Raw genomic sequence first — 20107 nt, 5'->3', positions numbered from 1 at the left:
GTCATACCAGTGGTCGTAAGCTTCGACCTATGTGCCGTCATTGCGAGCGTAAGCGAAGCAATCCATCCCCCGACCTATGGATTTTGGAGCAGGCCAAGCAACGCCTTATTCATGCAAGCTTAGGCGCTGCGGAATTCGTGCGGCAAAATTTTCAGGTGCGTGGATGGATTGCTTCGTCGCGTTGCTCCTCGTAATGACGGTGATGTATCAGCGTGAGCCCAATTGGCATTAACTTTTCAGACCAAGCGCGAACGGATTGGCGACGAATCGCTGATTGCTGGATCTTCCCGCTTCGTTCTCACCAGATGTTGTGTCCATCGCAGGCGACCTGGCGCAAATGGGAAGCGCGACATGGGGCCACCTAAGCGGCCTCGTTAACCTTTGCGTCTCATTTCGAGAATGGCTTCAAGCCCCTGCGCCGCGATCGTGACGAGCAGGCTGGCTTGCGCTTCGATCTCGTCGCGCTTCTGGCGGTCCTTGCGCGTGTCCATGCCGTCGACGACGATGCCGAGCAGCGCCGACCACAATCCGCGCGCGAGCCGGCTCGTTTCATGGCCGGCCGCTGCGTTCGGCTCTTCGGCGAGAATGATCCGCTCGATCATTGTCACCGGGCGGACGTGCAATGCGGCGTACCAATCGGGATAGGGTTTTTGCGCGCCGCCGCGATGGTCGTAGAGCGCTCGCCAGGCGGGCTCGAAGTCGTGAGCGAAATTCACGGTCGCGAGAGCGAGGGCGACCAATTGGGCCGTGCGTGTCGCGTGCGGCGGGAGCCGCTCAAGCGCCGTTCTTTGCTGCGCCAGCAGCCGGTCGAGCGTATCGACATTGGCGGTCAGGATCAGATCGTTGAGATCGGGAAAGACGTTGTAGATGGCGCCGACCGAGCAGCCCGCGAGCTGCGCCAGCCGCCGGGCTTGGACCGCGCCAAGACCCTCGCTGGCCATCAGGTCTTGCACCAATTGCACCAGCGTTTCGCGCAGCCGGGTGCGGCGGTCCTTGATGTGAATGACGGAGGCCATGCCCTTTCTTCGCATGAACGGAGTTCATGCGAAAGAATTGTGACGGCTCAAGCCATTCTTAGCTGTGCATAAACGAAAACGCGGACCCTAGCGGCCCGCGTCGGTTCATGACGGAAAAGCAACCGGAATTAAGCAGCTTCCTGCTGCTTCTTCTCGATTTCGCGCTTCAGGGCGAGGGCCCCCTTCGACAGGTCCTCGGCATGGGCCTTCACCAGGAAGGCGTCGAGGCCGCCGCGATGCTCGACCGTGCGCAGCGAAGCTGCGGCAACGCGCAGGCGCACCGAGCGCTGCAGCGTTTCGGAAATCAGGGTCACATTGCACAGATTCGGCAGGAACCTGGTCTTGGTCTTGCGGTTCGAGTGGCTGACCTTGTTGCCAACCTGGACGGCTTTGCCGGTCAGTTCACAGCGGCGGGACATATCGCATCCTTTCAACAAACAAAACGACATCCCTCAGCCGCCCGAATCGGGGAAATGCTGACTTTCGGGCACGCAAAAAGGCGCCCGCGATGCCGCAGGGAATTTCGAGACACGGGTCTATAGTGGAGGGGGGCCGATCCGTCAAGCAAAACCCATGGTCAAAAAACAGGGAAAATTGCCTATCCTGCAATTGTTAGAGCCTTCAAGGCCTGCAAGTCCCCCTCCACCCATTGCAGGTCCGCCTCGAATTTTTCAGCCGTCATGGCCGGCTGGCAGAAGATGGTCAGCATCACCTCGGCGCCGTCGCCATTGGCGAGCACCCGCATCGGGACGTAAACCGGCTCGCCCATCCCGGTGTCGACGGTGTGATCCATGATGCCGTAGGGGTTGTGAGCGCTGAAACGGATGCGGATCGGCCCCTCTGGGCCCTGCGCCCGCCATTGCTCACCGTCCCAGGTCAGCGCCGAGGAGCTGAGGCCGGACGCCCATTTCGGGAAGAATTCCGGCCGCCAGATCGCTTCATAGAGATCCTGCCAGGGGCGGGGGATGGAAATGCTCAATGTCTTGGCTTCGAGCATGGTCGAGGGCCTCATAAGCAATATATGCGCCAGTTGCATCAAATCTGCATGGCGCGCCTCAAGATCGTCAGAATTTGGCTCGACAGAAGGGTGCGATCTCGTCAGACTCCGCCATGATTCACTATTTGTTTGGATTGGTCGATGCCCTCGTCACGTCTTTTTACCACCTGTTGCGCGATTTTCGCGCTGCTGGCCAGTCCGGCCGGCGCCGAAACGCTCAAAGCGCGCTACACGCTCAGCTTAATCGGCCTGACCGTGGGCCAGGCCGGTATCAATGCCACGTTCACGCCGAGCACCTATAAGCTCGAAGGCAGTGCCCGCGTGTCGGGCATCGCGGCCATCGTATCGTCCAGCAAGGGGGCCGTGACAGCGACGGGGACGATCAACGGCACCCATCTGTCGCCCAACGCTTTCGCGGTCACGGCCGCCAACGCGCAGATGAGCCGGACGATCCGCATGGCCCTTGCGAGCAATGCCGCGAAAGCGATCGAGATCGAGCCGCCGTTCGACCCGAGCCCGGACCGGATTCCACTGAGTGCGGGCGACCAGCGCGGGATCGTCGACCCGATGAGCGCGCTGCTCATGCCCACGACGGACGGTGACGTGAATTCTCCCTCAGCCTGCAATCGGACCTTGCCGGTCTTCGACGGCGGCGCGCGGTTCGATATCACCATGACGTATAAGAGCACCGAACATGTCGAGGGCAACGGGTATAGCGGTCCGGTTGCCGTCTGCGCCGTGCGCTATACGCCGATCGCTGGCCACCGGCGCAACCGCAAGCCCACCCAATATATGGCCGATAACAAGGACATGGAGATTTGGCTGGCACCGGTCGGCAATACCCATCTGCTCATGCCCTATCACGCCGCGGTCATGACCATGGCCGGCCGCGCACAGATGGATGCGACGGAATTTTCTGTAAGCGGGGACGCCACCGCGAAAGGGAAGTAGGCGCGGGTTTTCCACCCGCGCCCCAAAAAGATCAGCCCTGTTTGAGAAAATCGGCCAGTTGATCGAGCGTGCCGCTCCAGCCCTGCTGCATGCTCGGGACCATCCCGATGAAGGTCGCCCGTTCCTCCTCGCTGGCACTGACGGGGCTGCTGCGCAAGGTGAAGGTGGTCCGGCCGTTGTCCTCAGTCAGGGTGAGGATGTTGAGCACTTCGAGCGGCCAGGTCTGGCTGAAGAAGCTGCGGATGACATTGCCCTCTGCATCGGCAAAGGCGTTGGTGAACACGAGCCGCGCCGGCGGGCTGATCTCGCGGTAGATGAATTTGCCCCATATTTCCGGGCCTCCATTGGGCATGGCCATGGAATAATGGAACTCGCCGCCTGGGCGCAGATCGAGATGGATCACGCGCATCTTGCACCCCTTCGGCCCCCACCAGTTTGCGAGATGCTCGGGCTTGGTCCAGGCCTGGAACACCAGGTCGCGCGGCGCGTCGAAAATGCGCGAAATGGTGAAGACCCCGTCGTCCGCCATGGTCATGAGCTGCTGTTCCAACCGGTTGAAGGTCTGCTTGCCGCCTTCGATCGCGCCATATTCGTGCGCCACGTGATCGCGGGCGGCGGCGGTCGGGAAGAGCATGCGCAGGGTGACTTGCGTCGTGTGCGGGCTTGTCGGCTCGAAGGTTGCGGTGGCGATGAAAGCCGCATCGTCGGGGCCACCTTCGCGGCCGCCGTGATGTTCGTAAGCGAGCCGCTCCGGTTTCGCCACTTCGGTGAACACGCTGAAATTGGGATATTTCGTGCCGTCTGGCCCGTGCATCACGAGATTCCAGGTGCCGCCGACCCGCACATCCATGACGTCGATCGTCGTGGTAAAGCCGTCCGGCCCCCACCAATTCACCAGCAGCTTCGGTTCGGTCCAGGCCTCCCAAACGAGGTCGCGCGGCGCGGCGAACAAGCGCGTGATCACGATTTCGCGGTCGGCGGTGGGTGAGGCAAAGGCGGCCTGACTAGTCTGTCCCATGGTCACTTCCTTCTGATTGCAATTGGCGCAGGTAATCTTCGAGACGATCCAGCCGCTGTTCCCAGTGCTGGCGGTATTGTTCGACCCAATCCGAGATCTCGCGCAGAGGCGCGGCGTCGAGCTTGCACGGACGCCATTGGGCGGCACGCCCGCGGGTGATGAGACCGGCTTTCTCCAAGACTTTGAGATGCTTGGTGATGGCCGGCGGGGTGATGTGGAACGGTTCGGCGAGTTCCTTCACCGACGCTTCGCCGAGCGCCAATCGGGCGAGCATGGCCCGACGGGTCGGATCGGCGAGGGCGGAAAAGGTGGCCGAGAGGTGGTCTTGCATTGTTAATACACCATTAGGTTAATTAACTAATAGGTGAAATATAGGATTTGCCGTTCCCTGTAAAGGGCAAAAATCCAACGCGATTGAATCGCGGCCATTCGTCACTTGTCCCGTTGACAAAATTGCGATTCGGAGTCCTTTCGTCGCTGCGGCGAGCCGCTGGCGGAAGCGCCCGGAAATAGGCCTGTTTTACAAGAATTAGGCTGCCCCAATCCAGCATGCACCACATGTTGCGATGAACAAAAAGTGACTCGGATCGAGTCGGTGATTCCTTCGCGATTCGTTCGTGCCCCGTTCGGAAGGTGAAGACGGTGCCGCTCAGACGTGCCATTTTGGCGCAATTGTCTTGGGATATTGCGGCGTAGCTCCCGCAAAATTGGCACTTTCGTTTCCCAAAAAGCCGGAGCGTGCCTATATAGGCGTTAACCTGTCACGGACATCGACATTTGATGAATATCGCCGTCCCGGCGCCACGTTCTTTGAAACCTGCCGACCGTTCGCTCACCGTCACCGCCATTCTCGGTCCGACCAATACGGGCAAGACCCATTATGCGATCGAGCGGCTGTTGGCGCATTCCTCGGGCATCATCGGGCTGCCCCTGCGGCTGCTGGCGCGCGAAGTCTATAATCGCGTCGTCGCGCGCGTGGGGGCGGAACGGGTTGCGCTGATCACCGGCGAAGAAAAGATCAAGCCGCGCAACCCGTCCTACTGGATTGCTACGGTCGAGGCGATGCCGCGCGATCTCGATGTCGCTTTTCTCGCCATCGACGAAGTCCAACTCGGCGCCGACCTCGACCGCGGCCACGTGTTCACCGACCGCGTGCTCAACCGGCGCGGCCGCGAGGAGACTCTGCTCATCGGTTCGGGCACGATGGAGCGGGTGCTGCGGGAACTCATTCCCGGCGTCAACATCATCAGCCGGCCGCGCCTCTCGACCTTGAGCTTTGCCGGCGACCGGAAATTGTCGCGCTTGCCGTCCCGGTCCGGCATCGTCGCCTTTTCGGCCGAAGATGTTTACGCCATTGCCGAATTCATCCGCCGCCAGCGCGGCGGCGCGGCGGTGGTGCTCGGGGCTTTGTCGCCGCGCACCCGCAACGCCCAGGTCGATATGTTTCAAAATGGCGATGTTGATTACATCGTCGCCACCGACGCGATCGGCATGGGGCTCAATCTCGACGTCGATCACATCGCCTTTGCCTCCGACCGCAAATTCGACGGCTGGCAGTTCCGCCGGCTCAACCCGGCGGAGTTCGGCCAGATCGCCGGGCGCGCCGGGCGGCATTTGCGGGACGGCACATTCGGCACGACGGGCCGTTGCCCGCCTTTCGACGAAGAACTGATCGAACGGCTTGAAAACCACGAGTTCGATCCAGTCTCTTTGTTGCAATGGCGCAATGCCGATCTCGATTTCAGCACTTTGGAAGGCCTGCAAGCCTCGCTCGACCGGCTGCCGAGCGAACTTGGCCTCACGCGCGCGCCGCTGGGCACGGACGTGCTGATCCTCGACATTGCGGCGCGGGACGAGCAAATCAAGCGGATCGCCGCGACCAGGGCCGACGTGCAGCGCCTGTGGGAGGCGTGCCAGATCCCCGATTACCGCAAGGTGAGCCCGAGCGCCCATGCGGAACTCACTATGGCCATCTTTCATTATATTGTGCGGGCGGGGCGCATTCCGGACGACTGGTTCGCGCGGAACCTCGATCTGAACGATCGTGTCGATGGCGATATCGACTCTTTGTCCAACCGCATTGCCCAAGTGCGTACTTTTACTTATATCGCCAATCGACCGGATTGGCTGCGCGACCCCGAACATTGGCAGGGCGTTGCGCGTCAGGTAGAGGACAGGCTGTCGGACGCTCTGCACGAGCGCCTGACCCAGAGATTTGTGGATCGCCGTCTCAGCGTGTTGCGGCGGCGTCTAAGAGAGAATGCGATGCTGGAAGCTGAAATCACGAGTACGGGCGATGTGTTGGTCGAAGGCCAGCATGTGGGCGGGCTGCAAGGCTTCCGCTTCACCCCCGATCCGCAGGCTGCGGGCGAGGCGGCAAAGACCCTGAATGCCGCCGCGCTGAAGGCTCTCGCGAGCGAGATCGAGGCGCGCGCCAACCGGCTGCACGAGGCGGTCGACGATGCGTTTGCCCTGGCGATGGACGGCACGATCCGCTGGCTCGGCGAGCCGGTCGCGAAGATTTCGGCGAGTGACAAGATTCTTGCGCCGCAGGTCCGGGTGCTGGCCGACGAGCATCTCTCCGGGGCGCTGCTCGAGCAGGTGCAGAAACGCCTCGATCTATGGCTGGCGCAGCATGTGAAAAAGCTGCTGGGGCCGCTGTTCGACTTGGAGACGGGCGAAGGCCTCGAAGGCATGGCGCGCGGTATCGCCTTTCTGACAGCCGAATCACTGGGTGTGCTCGATCGCGCCCGGATCGCCGACGAGGTGAAGGGCCTGTCGCAGGACGCACGCGCCGCTTTGCGCAAGCTCGGGCTGCGTTTCGGCGCCTATCACATTTACCTGCCGCAACTGCTCAAGCCCGCCCCGCGCTCGCTGGCGGCGCAATTGTGGACGCTGAAACACGGCGGTCTCGAAGAGGCCAAGGGCTTCGACGAAGTGCCGCACATGGCCTCGACCGGCCGGACCTCATTCCCGGCGAACAAGGAGGTGCCCGCGACCCTCTACCGCGTCGCCGGTTTCCGGCTGTGCGGCGAGCGAGCGGTGCGTGTCGATATTCTGGAGCGTCTTGCCGATCTCATTCGCCCGGCCATCAATTATCGCCCCGGCGTCACGCCCGGCGAGCCGCCGGCCGGCACGGCCGATGGCGACGGCTTTGTCGTGACCGTCGGCATGACCTCGCTCGCCGGCTGTTCGGGCGAGGACTTTGCATCGATTCTGCGCTCGCTCGGCTATGCGCCGGACAAGCGCCCCGGCCCTGCGATCACCGTGCCGCTGGTTCCGGCGGCACCGATGGAACCGGTCAAAGTCGCGCCGGCGGAAGCCGAGAGCAAACCGGAGGAGCAACTGGCCGAAACCGAGGCGGCAGCCGTCGTTGAGGCAGCGCCCGAAACCGGAGAGCTTGCAACGGCGGAGTCTACCGAAGCCGCTGCCGAGCCGCTCGAGATGGCGGCGCCGGTCGAAAGCACACCGGAGACGGCGCCTGAGCCGGTCGCTCATGTGGATGCGGCTCCGGCCGAAGAAGCTGCCGTGGCGCCGGCGTCCGAGCCGAAGACTGAAGCTGACGCCGTTGCCGAACCTGTGTCCGAGCAGCCTGCCGAAGCCGTCGCAGAAGTACAGGCGTCCGAACCGTCGGCCGCGGCCGCGGAGCCCACCGAATCGCCCAGCGCCGAGCCAGTCGTCGAAACGCCGGCCGAGGTGGTGCTGATCGAGGTCTGGCGGCAACAGCGGCAGCATCATCATGGCCATCGCAAGCCGCATCACGGCAAGGGCCATCAGCAGCAGCGCCGCGGCAAGCCGGCCGCCGCTGCGCCAAGCGCGCCGGAAGCGGCTGCGGCAGCGCCGGCGGAGCCACGGCCCGAGCAACAGCAGCAGCGGCAGGGGCAACGCCCACAAGGTCGGCAGGAAGGGCCGCGCGGCCCGCGCGACAATGCCCAGCGCGATCAGCACCGGCAGCGCCCCAACGGCCAGCGGCCCGACCGCCAGCGCGGCGACAAGGTTTTTGCCTCGACCGAGACGCGCGAGCGCGCCAGTAACAAAGCGCCGGATCCCAATTCGCCCTTCGCCAAGCTTTTGGCTTTGAAGGCCGAACTCGAGGGGAAGAAAAGCACGTAGGATGAGGGAAGCGGGGGCGGACAATGCGCGGCAGCGGCTCGACAAGTGGCTGTGGTTCGCACGCGTCGTCAAGACCCGCTCGCTGGCGGCCAAGCTCGTTACCGATGGGCACGTCCGGGTCAATTCGGTCAAGGTCGAGACGCCGTCCAAGGCGGTGCGGCAGGGCGATGTAATCACGATTTCGCTGGACCGAGCGGTACGCGTGCTGAAAGTGGTGCAGGGCGGCACGCGGCGCGGCCCCTATGAGGAGGCCAAAGGCCTTTTTGAAGAGCTTACCGATCCCGAACCGGCGGTCCAGGCCGGCGAGGTCCGCCCGCCTGGAGAGGGGCGGCCGACCAAACAGGACCGCCGGGCGATCGACCGGTTGAAAAACGGTTGAAGGCCGGCACGGGTATGCGCCCTTGCGACATTTTTCCAGATCCTGTTGTGCAACATAATCTTGCGCGCGGGCCGCAAAGACGTTAGCAAACCCGCGAACCGGATTGACCAGCCGCCCGTGTACGCTATGTGCAAGGGCGCCAGGAGCGTGAAATGACCTACGTCGTCGTCGAAAATTGCATCAAATGCAAATATATGGATTGCGTGGAGGTCTGTCCGGTCGACTGTTTCTACGAAGGCGAGAATATGCTCGTCATTCACCCGGACGAGTGCATCGACTGTGGCGTCTGCGAGCCGGAATGCCCGGCAGAGGCGATCAAGCCGGATACGGAAGCCGGCCTTGAGAAATGGCTGAAGTTGAACGCCGAATATGCCAAGACCTGGCCCAATATCACGCAGAAGCGCGAGCCGCCGGAAGATGGCAAGGAATTCGACGGCAAGGCAGGCAAGCTCGAGGCTTACTTTTCGCCCAACCCGGGCGAGGGCGATTAAGGCTCTTGCGGGCGCGTTATATCTCGCGCCCATCGAAATTTGATTTAACCATTGGTTGCGTGAAGGCAGCTTCGCGCACGCAATCCTTTGATTTTTGCGATTTTTGTGATATAAAGGCCCTGAACAGTCGAGATCTTCCCGTCAGTCTATGCTGCTCGGCCCTCCGAGCGGGCTGATTCTCATTGATTTGAGCGGTTTTACGTAACGCGGCTTTGCTGCCGATATCGTTTGCCCTTTGATGACGAGAATTGGGAGTAATCCGGACGTCCGGAACGACTGGGAGTGGGCCGCATCACAGCGGCTAACCCATTCCTCTTGACGGCTGCGACCAGAGTACCGGGTCGCGGTCGCCGCACGCCCCGTCTCCAAAGCGGGTGCATGACAGGAGTGTACCGAGTATGTCGTCCGTAAAAAAGACCGGGAAGAGCGCACCAACCAAGAAGAATGTCAAGAAGACCAAGTCAGCCAAAACCATAGTCAAGAAAGCCGTGGCCAAGGCGCCGGCACAAAAGAGAGCCGCAGCCGCCGCGCGCAAGACCGCAGCCAAGAAAACCAGTTCGGCGAAAGTCGTGACCGCCAAGGGCAAAGCAAAGGATAAAGCCGTGCTTGCCAAGGCAAAAGTTGCCGAGGCCAAGAAGGCCGAGGCCGCCAAGAAAGCGCGTGAGGCGGCGAAAAAGGCCGCAGCAGCCAAATTGGCGAAAGAAAAGGCCGCAAAGGCCAAAGTCGCAAAAGCGGTACCCCCTAAGGTCGAACTTAGGAAGACGACAGAAAAAAGCAGGACCCCCGCGCCGGCTCTGAAAAGTTCCGCGGCCATGAAAGGCGCGTTGAAGAAGAGCCCGGTAGAACTGAAGGGGCCGGTGAAAGTGGAAGCGCCCGTGCAGGCATCTGAGCCGATTTCGTCCATGCCCAAGACAGATGATAGGACCAAGGTGACTAAGAAAATTGAAAAAACTGGCGCCAGCGCGGCCGCCGCTCCGAAAGCTACGAAATCAGCGCCTGTTTCCAAAGCGCAAGCTGCCGCGGCGAAGCCTGCTGACGTCGCTGCGCCGCGCGCGCTGACGCCCGGCGAGAAGCTGGCCGCTGTGCGCGCCGCCGCGGCCAAGGAAGCTGCCGCCAAGGCCGCTGCCGGTGCGGCTGCGCCGAAGGTCGAACAGCCGGCTGCGCCTGCCGCCAAGCCCGCCGTGGCGCCGGTTGCTGTCAAGCCTGCCGCCAAGGCTCCGGCCGCACGTCATGGGTTTAAGACCAACGAATTCGTGGTCTATCCATCCCACGGCGTTGGCCAGATCCTGGCGATCGAAGAGCAGGAAGTGGCCGGCTTCAAGCTGGAACTGTTCATCATCAATTTCGCCAAGGACAAATTGACGCTGAAAGTGCCGCTGCCGAAAGTCACCAGCGTCGGCATGCGCAAGCTCGCCGACGATGCGACCGTCAAGCGCTCGCTCGACACGCTGACCGGCCGCGCGCGGGTGAAGCGCACGATGTGGTCGCGCCGGGCGCAGGAATATGAGGCGAAGATCAATTCCGGCGACCTGATTGCGATCGCCGAGGTGGTCCGCGATCTTTACCGGTCCGACGCTCAGCCGGAACAGTCCTACTCCGAGCGTCAGCTCTATGAAGCTGCGCTCGACCGGATGGCGCGTGAGATCGCAGCGGTCCAGAAACTCACCGAGACCGAGGCGTTGAAGGTGATCGAAGGCAACTTGCAAAAGGGCCCCCGCCGCGGCGCGAAAGCGGAAAGCGACGGGGATGCCGATCTCGACGCCGACAGCGACAACGACGGCGATATCGACGAGGCCGCATAAATCTCGACCTCGAGAGGCAAAACGAAAGGACCCGGTGCTAAACGCCGGGTTTTTTGTTAACTTTTATCGAATCAGGGTGCTGCCGCGGCCGATTTTCCCGTGCCGACGTCGCTTTCCCCAGCGTAAAATGGTGGCCAAAGCCCGGGTTGCCGCGAAATTGTACATTCCATTTGCACGTTTGCCAAAAAAGCGCTTCGATGGCCGCATGACCGAAAGGAGCGCTCTGCAAAAGAAGCCCCCTTCGGCACTTCCTCATACAGGGAGAAACGATCCGTTCCGCACGGGAACAGGGTCCAGATAAGGGGATAGAAATGAAATCGAAGATGCTGATTGGCTTGGGTTTGGCCGCGATGCTGTTGGGTTCGACAGCGGTGTCCGCCAAAACGCTGGTTTATTGCTCGGAAGGCTCGCCGGAAAATTTCTCGCAGGCGATCAATACGACGGGCACGAGCTTCGACGCCGCACGGCCGGTCTTTGACTGGCTGGTCGAATTCGAACGCGGCAGCACCAAGGTCGTACCGGGACTGGCAGAAAGCTGGGACGTGAGCTCCGACGGCCTCGTTTACACCTTCCATCTGCGCCATGGCGTGAAATTCGTGGGCGCCGGCGGCTTCAAGCCGACGCGCGACTTCAATGCGGATGACGTCCTGTTCGCGTTCAAGCGCCAGAGCGACCCCAACCATCCTTATGCGAAAGTGTCGGGCGGCAAATACGATTATTATTCCGACATGGATATGCCGACCTTGGTGAAGTCGGTCGAGAAAGTGGACGATTACACGGTCAAGCTGACTTTGAGCGCGCCGGATGCGCCGATTCTCGCCAATCTCGCCATGGATTTCATGGCCATCCCCTCCGCCGAATATGCGGATTATCTCCTGAAAGCTGGCAAGCCCGAGCAGTTCGATCAAGTTCCGGTCGGCACCGGCCCCTTCTCCTTCGTCGCCTATCAAAAGGACGCGATGATCCGCTACAAGGCCAATAAGGACTATTGGGGCGAGAAGGCGAAGGTCGACGATCTGGTCTTCGCCATTACGCCGGATCCGACGGCGCGCTATGCCAAGCTGAAGGCGGGCGAATGCCATTTCATGATCGGCCCGCGTCCGGCTGATCTGCCGGAAATGCAGAAAGACCCGTCCTTGAAGGTGATCAGCCAGGCTGGCCTGAACGTCGCGTATCTCGCCTTCAACACGCAAAAGCCGCCGTTCGACAAGAAAGAGGTGCGCCAGGCGTTCAATCTCGCGATCAACAAAGATGCGATCGTGAAGGACGTATATCTCGGCTCCGGCCAGCCGGCGAAAAACCTGATTCCGCCGACCATGTGGAGCTACAACGACTCGATCAAGGATTACCCCTACGATCCGGAGAAGGCCAAGGAGATGTTGACCAAAGCGGGCGTGACCACGCCGCTTGACATCGATCTTTGGTACATGCCTGTCACGCGTCCCTACAATCCGAACGGCAAACGCGTTGCCGAGATGATGCAGGCCGATCTCGCCAAGGTCGGCGTCAACGCCAAGCTCGTGACCTACGAATGGGGCGAGTACCGCAAGCGCGCGCAGCAGGGCGAGCCGATGACCTCGCAATTGGGCTGGACCGGCGACAACGGCGATCCGGACAATTTCTTCTTCCTGCGCGGCTGCGACGCGGCTCGTCCGGGCGGCCAGAATCTCACGAAATGGTGCAACAAAGACTACGACGATATGCTCAAGAAGGCACGGTCTTCGAATGATCAGGCGGAGCGCACCAAGCTTTACGAGCAGATGCAGGTGATCGAGCACGAAGAGGCGCCGGACTTCAAGATCGCCAATTCGACGGTCTATGAAGCGATGCGCGCCAATGTGGTCGGCTTCAAGCAGAGCCCGCTCGGTTCGCATGCCTTCCAGGGCGTCGACGTTCAGTAAGAGCGCGCATGTCCCCGGGCCGAATTCGGCCCGGGGAAACTTTTTGCGTTTCTGTGCGTGCGTGAGTAAAGAACGCCATGCTGAAATATTTCATCAAACGTCTGGCGCTGACGATCCCGACATTTTTCGCGTTGATGTTCGTCACCTTCATGGCCATCCGCCTGGTTCCCGGCGATCCGGTCGAAGTGCGTGTTGGCGAGCACGGCATCAGCCCGGAGCGCCTCGCCTATTTCCGGCACGAACTCGGCCTCGACCAACCGGTGTGGAAGCAATTCCTCGACTATGTCTGGAAACTGCTACACGGCGACTTCGGGGTCTCGTTGTCGACCAACGCGCCGGTCCTGCACGAATTTCTGACGCTGTTTCCAGCAACAATCGAACTGGCTTTTTGCGCCATGTTGTTTGCTGCGTGCATCGGCATTCCTGCCGGCGCCATCGCGGCCGTGAAACGCGGGTCCTGGTATGATCAAACCATCATGGCGCTGTCGGTCACCGGCTTTTCGATGCCGATCTTCTGGTGGGGCCTGGTGCTGGTCATGGTCGTTTCGGTCGATTGGGGCTTGATGCCGGTCTCCGGCCGTATCGATCCCATTCAGTATTATTTCGAGCCTGTAACCGGCTTCATGACGATCGATGCATGGCTTTCGGGACAAGACGGCGCAGTTGGCGACGCGCTGCGCCATCTCGTCTTGCCGGCGATCGTGCTTGGGACAATACCTCTCGGCGTCATCGCACGCATGACGCGATCCTCGATGCTCGAGATTTTGAACGAGGATTATGTGCGTACCGCCCGCGCAAAAGGTCTTTCGCCCTTGCGGGTTTTTGGCGTGCACGCGCTGCGCAATGCCCTCATTCCGGTCATTACCGTGATCGGCCTGCAGGTCGGAACATTGATGGCCGGCGCGGTGCTGACCGAGACGATCTTCTCGTGGCCGGGCATCGGCAAATGGCTCATCGAATCGATCAACCGGCGGGATTATCCCGCTCTGCAAGGCGGCGTCATGCTGGTGTCAACAGTCATCATCCTCGTCAACCTATGCGTCGACGTGCTCTACGGCGTGATTAATCCGAGGATTCGTCATGGACATTAACGCTTCCGCCGCCATGACTGCGGCCGCTTACAGGCCGCCTGGCCAGTTGGCGGCTTTTTGGGCCGCCTTTCGCGAAAACAAGGGCGCGATGTTCGGGCTCGTGGTGATCACGCTCATTGTTCTGATGGCGATCTTCGCCAACTTTCTCGCGCCGTACAATCCGGATAGCCAGTTCGTTCCGGGCACCGACACGCGCGAACCCAGCCTGCTGGCTCCGGTGTGGAGCAGTGGCGGGGCTTGGGCGCATATTCTGGGCACCGACGCTGATGGCCGCGACATCCTCTCGCGCATCATTTTCGGCGCCCGGATTTCGCTTTTTATCGGTATCGCCGTGATGAGCGTGTCCTTCGTCATCGGCATTGTGCTCGGACTCGCTTGTGCATTCTTCGGCTATACGACCGACATGATCATCACCCGGATCATGGATTTGATCATGGCGATTCCGAGCCTGGTGCTCGCGATCCTGGTCGTCGCGGTTTTGGGACCGAGCCTCATCAACACGATTGTCGCCGTCACCATCGTCTATTTGCCGCAATATGTCCGCCTTGTGCGGGCGTCGGCGATGGCCGAACTCACCAAGGACTATGTGACGGCGGCCAAAGTGGCTGGCGTCGGACGGTTCCGTTTGATGTTTTCGACCGTCCTGCCAAATTGCCTGGCGCCACTCATCGTGCAGGCGGCGCTTGGTGTTTCGAATGCGATATTGGAGGCTGCGGGACTGGGCTTTCTCGGGCTCGGCGCGCAGGCGCCGACGTCCGAATGGGGCACGATGCTCGCCGATGCGCGCGAGTTCATCAATTCCAATCCCTGGCAGGTAACGCTTCCCGGCCTTGCCATTCTCATCACCGTCGTCTCGATCAATCTCTTCGGCGACGGCTTGCGCGATGCGCTCGATCCGAAAATGCGGAGGTCGTGATGGCATTGCTCGACATTCGCAATCTCTCGGTTTCTTTCGCGACGCGCGGCGGCGGGTTCAAAGCCGTCGATGGCGTCGATCTCTCGATCGATCCGAACGAGACTTTGGCCATCGTCGGCGAGTCGGGATCGGGCAAATCCGTGTCCATGTTGGCGCTGATGGGGCTTCTGCCCTGGACCGCGACGATCACGGCCGATGTGATGAGTTTCGACGGCAAGGATTTGCGCGCGCTCGCGCCAAAGCAGCGCCGGCAGATCATCGGCAAGGACATTGCGATGATCTTCCAGGAGCCGATGTCGTCGCTCAATCCGTGTTTCACTGTTGGCTTCCAGATCGGCGAAGCGCTGAAAGCCCATCTGGGTCTTGGCAAGGCGGCGCGGCGCGCCCGCACCATCGAGCTTCTGGAACTGGTCGGTATCACCGATCCCGTGCGGCGCGTGTCGGCCTTTCCGCACCAGCTCTCAGGTGGCATGAGCCAGCGCGTGATGATCGCCATGGCCTTGGCCTGCAATCCGAAGCTGCTGATCGCGGACGAGCCGACCACCGCGCTCGATGTGACCATTCAGGCGCAGATCCTCGATCTTCTCACCAAGCTGCGGCGCGAGAACGGCATGGCGCTCGTGCTGATCACCCACGACATGGGCGTCGTCGCCGAAACGGCCGATCGGGTCGTCGTGCAATATACCGGCCAGCAGGTCGAATCGAACACCACGAAAGAACTCTTCGCGCGGCCGCACCACCCTTACACCTATGCGCTTCTGTCCGCGCTGCCTGAGCGCGCCAACCAGCGGCGCTTGCCGGCTATTCCCGGCATGGTGCCCGGCCAATTCGACCGGCCGCGCGGCTGCCTGTTTTCGCCGCGCTGCGGATTTGCGACCGAGCTCTGCCACTCGACTCCGCCGCACCGCGCGAATAGCGAACTCGGCCGTGCATTGTGCCATACGCCGCTCGTGAACGGCGTGCCGCAAGAAGGAGTGCCGGCATGAGTGCGCCGATCCTGGAGGCGCGGGATCTGCGCCGAGACTACGAGGCCAAGCGCGGGCTCTTTGCGTCCACCGCGACAGTGAAGGCGCTTGCCGGCGTGTCGTTCACGCTCGAGGCCGGCAAGACGCTTGCTATTGTGGGGGAATCGGGTTCCGGCAAATCGACACTGGCGCGGCTTCTCACCTTGATCGAGGAGCCGACCGCGGGCCAATTGCTGATCGACGGGAAAGATGTCGCGCATGTCGATGCGGCAGCGCGCCGGCAATTGCGGCGCGAGGTGCAAATCGTCTTTCAGAATCCCTATGGTTCGCTCAATCCGCGCCAGACCATCGGCTCGATCCTGGAAGAGCCCTTGCTGGTCAATACCAAGATGCCGGCCAATGAGCGCAAGGAAGTGGCGCGCGCCATGATGCAGCGTGTGGGGCTACGGCCGGAATATTACGGCCGCTATCCGCATATGTTTTCCGGCGGCCAGCGCCAGCGCATCGCCATCGCGCGGGCACTGATGCTGCGGCCGAAAATTCTGGTGCTCGACGAGCCGGTCGCGGCGCTCGACGTGTCGATCCGCGCGCAAGTGCTGAATCTTCTCGCTGAGCTGCAGGAAGAATTTCACCTCGCCTACGCCTTCGTCAGCCACGATCTTTCGGTTGTGCGCCACATTGCCGACCGGGTGATGGTGATCTATCTCGGCCACGCGGTCGAGACTGGCACGCGCGATGCGATCTTCGACAACCCGCAGCATCCCTATACGCGCGCGCTGCTGTCGGCGACCCCGATCGCAGATCCTTTGGCGAAGAAGGAGCGGATCATCCTGAAAGGCGAATTGCCGTCGCCCTTCAACCCGCCGTCGGGCTGCGCCTTCCATCCGCGTTGTCCTTTGGTGATGGACCGCTGCCGGATCGAGGACCCCTTGAACGAAACGAAGCAGGGGCGCCAGGTGGCCTGCTGGGCCGTTCAATCGTAGGGAACCAAAATGGCAGAAGCCGCCGCCTATGATTACATCGTCGTTGGCGCGGGCTCCGCGGGTTGTGTTCTTGCCAACCGCCTCTCTGCCGATCCGCGCAACAAGGTGCTGGTGCTGGAGGCGGGCGGCAACGACAATTGGATCTGGTTCCACATTCCGGTCGGCTATCTGTTCGCGATCGGGAATCCGCGCGCCGATTGGATGTTCAAGACGCAAGCCGTTCCGGGCCTTAACGGGCGCGTGCTGAATTATCCGCGCGGTAAAGTCATCGGCGGCTGTTCGGCGATCAATGCGATGATCTACATGCGCGGCCAGGCGCAGGATTACGACGGCTGGCGGCAGGTGGGGCTGGCCGGATGGGGCTGGGAGGATGTGCTGCCGCTGTTCAAGGCGCAGGAAGATCATTTTGCTGGGGCGAGTGCTTTGCATGGCGCCGGCGGCGAGTGGCGTGTGGAAGAGCCGCGCATTCATTGGGAGATTCTCGATGCCGTGCGTGATGCGGCGGCAGAGATCGGCATCGCCAAGGTCGACGATTTCAACAGCGGCAACAATGCAGGCAACGCCTATTTTCAGATCAATCAAAAGCGCGGCCGCCGCTGGAGCGCCGCGCGTGGATTTTTGAAGCCGGTTTTGAAGCGGTCGAATCTGACGCTGATGACGCGCGTGCATGTGCAGCGCGTCATCATCGAGAATGGCCGCGCGACGGGCGTCGAGATCTTGCGCGACGGCGTGTGCGAAGTTGTGCGGGTGCGCGGCGAGATCGTGTTGAGCACGGGTGCGGTCGGCACGCCGCAACTACTCGAATTGTCCGGCATCGGCGACGGCGCGCGCCTTGCCGCGCTCGACATTCCGGTGGTGCAGCATGCGCCCGGCGTCGGCGAGAATTTGCAAGACCATTTGCAGATCAGGCCCATTTACAAAGTCGCCAATACGCGCACGCTGAATGTCGACTATCAGTCGTTGCTGAAACGCGCGAAAATGGGGCTCGATTATGCCCTGTTCCGGCGCGGTCCGCTCACCATGGCGCCGTCGCAGCTCGGCATCTTCGCGAGATCGAACGAGACCTATGCGACGCCGAATGTGCAGTTCCATATCCAGCCGCTCTCGCTCGATAAGTTCGGCGACGCGATGCACGATTTTGCTGCGATCACGGTGAGTGTGTGCAACTTGCGCCCGTTGAGCAGGGGCCACGTGCACGTGGTGAGCCCTGAGGCGCAGGCACAACCTGAAATTCAGCCGAATTATTTGAGCGCATCGGGCGATCAGACGGTCGCGGTCGAGTCCTTGCATCTTGCCCGCAAACTCTGCGCCGCCAAGGCCCTCGCGCCATTCATTCGCGAGGAATTTCGCCCCGGCGCGAATTTGGCGAGCGACGAGGACCTCGTTCGCGCGGCGGGCGATCTCGGCACGACGATTTTTCATCCGGTCGGCACGGCGAAGATGGGACGTGCGGACGATCCTTCTGCGGTGCTCGACGAGCGTCTGCGGGTGCGCGGCGTCAGTCATCTGCGCGTCGCCGACGCATCGGTCATGCCGACGATCACATCGGGCAACACCAATTCGCCGACGATGATGATTGCCGAAAAAGCCGCGCAAATGATGTTGATGGATGGCGCTTACGGTTAAGGCGAATGGACCGCGCGCGAGACGCTCGCGGTCCCAGTTCATTCAATCCTCAATCGGCCGTGCTTCGTCGGGCAGCATGATCGGGATGCCGTCGCGGATCGGATAGGCGAGTTTCGCGTCGCGTGAAATCAGTTCCTGCTTCTCGGCATCGTAATCGAGCGGCCCCTTGGTCAGGGGACAAACGAGAATTTCGAGCAGGCGCGGATCGATCCGGGTCGGCTCCTCGGCCGCGGCGGGAAGATGGGGATCCGACATGGTTTCCTCGCCTTATTGCAACGTGCGGGCGGAGGGTTGGCCGCGCGCCAATTCGATTTCGGCGATCGCCACCAATGTCTCTGCGCGCAGTTTCAAGTCCTTGGCTTCGAGCAGCGCCTGCTTTTCCTTCGGTCCGAACGGGCTCATCATGGCGAGCTCGTTGACCAAGGGCTCGTTCGGCGTCTTTTCGATGCTCTTCCAATCGATTTTCAGGTCGTTGGCTTTGGCGAAATTGCGCAGCGTCCGCAGAATGTCGTTGCGATTCACATCCTGCTCGCCGGCGCTCGGCACGAAATCCACGCGATAATCGTCATAGGACACATGGCACTGGCGGTAGGACGTGAGGCTGTTCAGTTCCTCCATGACTTTGAAGCGCGCGACGCCGGTGAGCGCGACGAGATAGCGGCCGTCGCCGGTCTCGGCGAATTGCGTGATCCGCCCGACGCAGCCGACCGAATAGAGATCGGGATGGGTCTTATGCTCGTTCTCGCCAGCCTCCGGCTGGATGATGCCGATCAGCCGGTGGGATTTCAGCGCGTCGTCGAACATGTCGAGATAGCGTGCCTCGAAGACCGTGAGTGGCAAGGAGACGCGCGGCAACAACAGAACACCGGCGAGCGGAAACACCGGCAGCACGTCCGGTAATTCGTCAGGGCTCTGATAGGGTTTGTTGATACTCATTCACCGCGTTCCAACATCACGAGAACAGCATGGCCGACAATTTGCGGCGCGCCTGAATGGTCGCTTCGTCCATCGGTCCCCAGGCTTCGAAGAATTGTATCAGTTGTTTGCGGGCGCCGTCATCGTTCCATTTGCGGTCACGCTTGATGATCGCGAGCAATTGATCGGCGGCTGCTTCCCGCTGGTTGCGCCCGTTCAAGGCAATGGCAAGGTCGAACCGGGCCTGGTAATCGGCCGGGTTGTCGGCGATGGCCTTTTCCAGCGAGCCAAGATCGCCGAGCGCGGCGGCCTGTTCGGCCAGTTCGAGCGCGGCGCGGGCGGCGCTGATCGCGGCATCGTCCACCTTCTCGGCCGGTGCCTGCGCAAGCGCGTCGCGTGCGGCCTCAAGCTCGCCCGCAGACACGAGGACGCGCACAAGCCCGCCGATCGCCTTCAGATGGGCGGGATCGCTGGCAAGCACGCTCGTGAACAGATCGGCGGCCGTCTGGGTATCGCCTTCGGACAAGGCCGCTTCGGCTTCAGCGAGGATTTCTTCCGTGCCATCGCTCACCGGGCCGACCAGGCGCTCGATGAAGCTCTTGACCTGGCTCTCCGGCAATGCCCCCATGAAGCCGTCGACCGGCTGGCCCTTTTGAAAGGCGATGACCGCTGGAATCGACTGGATGCCGAGCTGACCGGCGATTTGCGGGTGGTCGTCGATATTCATTTTGACCAGCCGCACCTTGCCGCCCGCCGCCTTGACCGCTTTTTCGATCACCGGGGTCAATTGTTTGCACGGGCCGCACCAGGGCGCCCAAAAATCCACCAGCACCGGCTGTTTCATCGATTCGGCCAGCACGTCCTGGCGGAAGGCGGCGGTCGTGGTTTCCTTTATCAAGGCCGCTTCGGGCGTCGCCTGATCGTTGCTCAAATCAACCATTGT

General features: G+C 61.6%; 19 protein-coding genes. 11 read left to right on the top strand and 8 right to left on the bottom strand.

Annotated elements, in window-relative coordinates; genetic code table 11:
• Positions 1 to 374: 374 nt before the first annotated feature.
• The 3 genes from V9T28_RS00480 to V9T28_RS00470 form a co-directional block, all read right to left on the bottom strand.
• Positions 375 to 1016 carry a TetR/AcrR family transcriptional regulator gene (locus tag V9T28_RS00480; protein WP_116402791.1) on the bottom strand — a complete coding sequence of 214 codons (642 nt, stop codon included), beginning with the start codon at positions 1014 to 1016 and terminating at the stop codon, positions 375 to 377.
• A 128-nt stretch (positions 1017 to 1144) separates the two neighbouring features.
• A complete protein-coding gene (gene rpmB, locus V9T28_RS00475) occupies positions 1145 to 1435 on the bottom strand; it encodes a 50S ribosomal protein L28 (protein WP_116402790.1) in 291 nt (96 codons plus the stop codon).
• 179 nt (positions 1436 to 1614) lie between these two features.
• The gene (locus V9T28_RS00470; protein WP_116402800.1) at positions 1615 to 2013 is read right to left on the bottom strand and encodes an SRPBCC family protein; all 399 of its coding nucleotides are present in this window, start codon (positions 2011 to 2013) and stop codon (positions 1615 to 1617) included.
• A 141-nt stretch (positions 2014 to 2154) separates the two neighbouring features.
• Between V9T28_RS00470 and V9T28_RS00465 the strand changes: the two genes are divergently transcribed.
• Positions 2155 to 2964 carry a DUF3108 domain-containing protein gene (locus tag V9T28_RS00465; protein ID WP_147306525.1) on the top strand — a complete coding sequence of 270 codons (810 nt, stop codon included), beginning with the start codon at positions 2155 to 2157 and terminating at the stop codon, positions 2962 to 2964.
• Positions 2965 to 2995: 31 nt separating this feature from the next.
• Here the strand turns inward: V9T28_RS00465 and V9T28_RS00460 are convergent, their stop codons facing one another.
• Positions 2996 to 3982: an SRPBCC family protein gene (locus tag V9T28_RS00460; protein WP_199500295.1), complete on the bottom strand. Its 987-nt coding sequence runs from the start codon at positions 3980 to 3982 to the stop codon at positions 2996 to 2998.
• Positions 3969 to 4313, bottom strand: a complete 345-nt coding sequence (locus tag V9T28_RS00455) for an ArsR/SmtB family transcription factor (protein WP_116402788.1) — start codon at positions 4311 to 4313, stop codon at positions 3969 to 3971. The genes V9T28_RS00460 and V9T28_RS00455 overlap by 14 nt, the downstream gene beginning before the upstream one ends.
• 449 nt (positions 4314 to 4762) lie before the next feature.
• Between V9T28_RS00455 and V9T28_RS00450 the strand changes: the two genes are divergently transcribed.
• The 10 genes from V9T28_RS00450 (at position 4763) to V9T28_RS00405 (ending at position 18249) form a co-directional block, all read left to right on the top strand.
• Entirely contained in the window at positions 4763 to 8095 is a 3333-nt protein-coding gene (locus V9T28_RS00450) for a helicase-related protein (RefSeq protein WP_116402787.1), read from the top strand.
• A 1-nt stretch (position 8096) separates the two neighbouring features.
• Positions 8097 to 8474 (top strand): RNA-binding S4 domain-containing protein, encoded by a 378-nt coding sequence (locus V9T28_RS00445; RefSeq protein WP_116402786.1) that lies wholly within the window; start codon positions 8097 to 8099, stop codon positions 8472 to 8474.
• A 152-nt stretch (positions 8475 to 8626) separates the two neighbouring features.
• Positions 8627 to 8965 carry a ferredoxin FdxA gene (gene fdxA, locus V9T28_RS00440; RefSeq protein WP_116402785.1) on the top strand — a complete coding sequence of 113 codons (339 nt, stop codon included), beginning with the start codon at positions 8627 to 8629 and terminating at the stop codon, positions 8963 to 8965.
• Between the two features lie 398 nt (positions 8966 to 9363).
• Complete coding sequence (locus tag V9T28_RS23330; RefSeq protein ID WP_116402784.1) at positions 9364 to 10767, top strand: CarD family transcriptional regulator; 1404 nt, start codon at positions 9364 to 9366, stop codon at positions 10765 to 10767.
• A 311-nt stretch (positions 10768 to 11078) separates the two neighbouring features.
• Positions 11079 to 12668, top strand: coding sequence for an ABC transporter substrate-binding protein (locus V9T28_RS00430; protein WP_245424261.1), 1590 nt, complete (start codon positions 11079 to 11081; stop codon positions 12666 to 12668).
• Between the two features lie 77 nt (positions 12669 to 12745).
• Complete coding sequence (locus V9T28_RS00425; RefSeq protein ID WP_116402783.1) at positions 12746 to 13759, top strand: ABC transporter permease subunit; 1014 nt, start codon at positions 12746 to 12748, stop codon at positions 13757 to 13759.
• A complete protein-coding gene (locus tag V9T28_RS00420) occupies positions 13749 to 14675 on the top strand; it encodes an ABC transporter permease subunit (protein WP_116402782.1) in 927 nt (308 codons plus the stop codon). Before V9T28_RS00425 ends, V9T28_RS00420 begins: the two co-directional genes overlap by 11 nt.
• Positions 14675 to 15661, top strand: coding sequence for an ABC transporter ATP-binding protein (locus tag V9T28_RS00415; protein WP_116402781.1), 987 nt, complete (start codon positions 14675 to 14677; stop codon positions 15659 to 15661). Before V9T28_RS00420 ends, V9T28_RS00415 begins: the two co-directional genes overlap by 1 nt.
• The gene (locus tag V9T28_RS00410; protein ID WP_116402780.1) at positions 15658 to 16623 is read left to right on the top strand and encodes a dipeptide ABC transporter ATP-binding protein; all 966 of its coding nucleotides are present in this window, start codon (positions 15658 to 15660) and stop codon (positions 16621 to 16623) included. Before V9T28_RS00415 ends, V9T28_RS00410 begins: the two co-directional genes overlap by 4 nt.
• 9 nt (positions 16624 to 16632) lie before the next feature.
• Positions 16633 to 18249, top strand: coding sequence for a GMC family oxidoreductase (locus tag V9T28_RS00405; RefSeq protein WP_116402779.1), 1617 nt, complete (start codon positions 16633 to 16635; stop codon positions 18247 to 18249).
• 42 nt (positions 18250 to 18291) lie between these two features.
• On the opposite strand, the gene V9T28_RS00400 is transcribed toward V9T28_RS00405, so the two are convergent.
• Genes V9T28_RS00400 through trxA form a run of 3 tightly spaced genes read right to left on the bottom strand, consistent with a single transcriptional unit; the run spans position 18292 to position 20104 of the window.
• The gene (locus tag V9T28_RS00400; RefSeq protein WP_116402778.1) at positions 18292 to 18504 is read right to left on the bottom strand and encodes a Trm112 family protein; all 213 of its coding nucleotides are present in this window, start codon (positions 18502 to 18504) and stop codon (positions 18292 to 18294) included.
• A 12-nt stretch (positions 18505 to 18516) separates the two neighbouring features.
• Positions 18517 to 19185: an LON peptidase substrate-binding domain-containing protein gene (locus V9T28_RS00395; RefSeq protein WP_116402777.1), complete on the bottom strand. Its 669-nt coding sequence runs from the start codon at positions 19183 to 19185 to the stop codon at positions 18517 to 18519.
• 16 nt (positions 19186 to 19201) lie between these two features.
• Positions 19202 to 20104 carry a thioredoxin gene (gene trxA, locus V9T28_RS00390; protein WP_116402776.1) on the bottom strand — a complete coding sequence of 301 codons (903 nt, stop codon included), beginning with the start codon at positions 20102 to 20104 and terminating at the stop codon, positions 19202 to 19204.
• Positions 20105 to 20107 lie beyond the last annotated feature (3 nt).

This window comes from Methylovirgula sp. 4M-Z18 (assembly GCF_037890675.1).
GTDB lineage: Bacteria > Pseudomonadota > Alphaproteobacteria > Rhizobiales > Beijerinckiaceae > 4M-Z18.
Note: the sequence above shows the minus strand (reverse complement) of the source record. Positions and strands in the feature narration are given on the sequence as shown.

Excerpts from the sequence above, each read along its gene's own strand:
- V9T28_RS00410 (WP_116402780.1), top strand. The coding sequence starts at position 15,658 with ATGAGTGCGCCGATCCTGGAGGCGCGGGATCTGCGCCGAGACTACGAG.
- V9T28_RS00450 (WP_116402787.1), top strand. The coding sequence starts at position 4,763 with ATGAATATCGCCGTCCCGGCGCCACGTTCTTTGAAACCTGCCGACCGT.
- V9T28_RS00470 (WP_116402800.1), bottom strand. The coding sequence starts at position 2,013 with ATGCTCGAAGCCAAGACATTGAGCATTTCCATCCCCCGCCCCTGGCAG.
- rpmB (WP_116402790.1), bottom strand. The coding sequence starts at position 1,435 with ATGTCCCGCCGCTGTGAACTGACCGGCAAAGCCGTCCAGGTTGGCAAC.
- V9T28_RS00455 (WP_116402788.1), bottom strand. The coding sequence starts at position 4,313 with ATGCAAGACCACCTCTCGGCCACCTTTTCCGCCCTCGCCGATCCGACC.
- V9T28_RS00395 (WP_116402777.1), bottom strand. The coding sequence starts at position 19,185 with ATGAGTATCAACAAACCCTATCAGAGCCCTGACGAATTACCGGACGTG.
- V9T28_RS00405 (WP_116402779.1), top strand. The coding sequence starts at position 16,633 with ATGGCAGAAGCCGCCGCCTATGATTACATCGTCGTTGGCGCGGGCTCC.
- V9T28_RS00445 (WP_116402786.1), top strand. The coding sequence starts at position 8,097 with ATGAGGGAAGCGGGGGCGGACAATGCGCGGCAGCGGCTCGACAAGTGG.
- V9T28_RS23330 (WP_116402784.1), top strand. The coding sequence starts at position 9,364 with ATGTCGTCCGTAAAAAAGACCGGGAAGAGCGCACCAACCAAGAAGAAT.
- trxA (WP_116402776.1), bottom strand. The coding sequence starts at position 20,104 with ATGGTTGATTTGAGCAACGATCAGGCGACGCCCGAAGCGGCCTTGATA.
- V9T28_RS00425 (WP_116402783.1), top strand. The coding sequence starts at position 12,746 with ATGCTGAAATATTTCATCAAACGTCTGGCGCTGACGATCCCGACATTT.
- V9T28_RS00465 (WP_147306525.1), top strand. The coding sequence starts at position 2,155 with ATGCCCTCGTCACGTCTTTTTACCACCTGTTGCGCGATTTTCGCGCTG.
- V9T28_RS00460 (WP_199500295.1), bottom strand. The coding sequence starts at position 3,982 with ATGGGACAGACTAGTCAGGCCGCCTTTGCCTCACCCACCGCCGACCGC.
- V9T28_RS00420 (WP_116402782.1), top strand. The coding sequence starts at position 13,749 with ATGGACATTAACGCTTCCGCCGCCATGACTGCGGCCGCTTACAGGCCG.
- V9T28_RS00400 (WP_116402778.1), bottom strand. The coding sequence starts at position 18,504 with ATGTCGGATCCCCATCTTCCCGCCGCGGCCGAGGAGCCGACCCGGATC.
- V9T28_RS00430 (WP_245424261.1), top strand. The coding sequence starts at position 11,079 with ATGAAATCGAAGATGCTGATTGGCTTGGGTTTGGCCGCGATGCTGTTG.
- fdxA (WP_116402785.1), top strand. The coding sequence starts at position 8,627 with ATGACCTACGTCGTCGTCGAAAATTGCATCAAATGCAAATATATGGAT.
- V9T28_RS00480 (WP_116402791.1), bottom strand. The coding sequence starts at position 1,016 with ATGGCCTCCGTCATTCACATCAAGGACCGCCGCACCCGGCTGCGCGAA.
- V9T28_RS00415 (WP_116402781.1), top strand. The coding sequence starts at position 14,675 with ATGGCATTGCTCGACATTCGCAATCTCTCGGTTTCTTTCGCGACGCGC.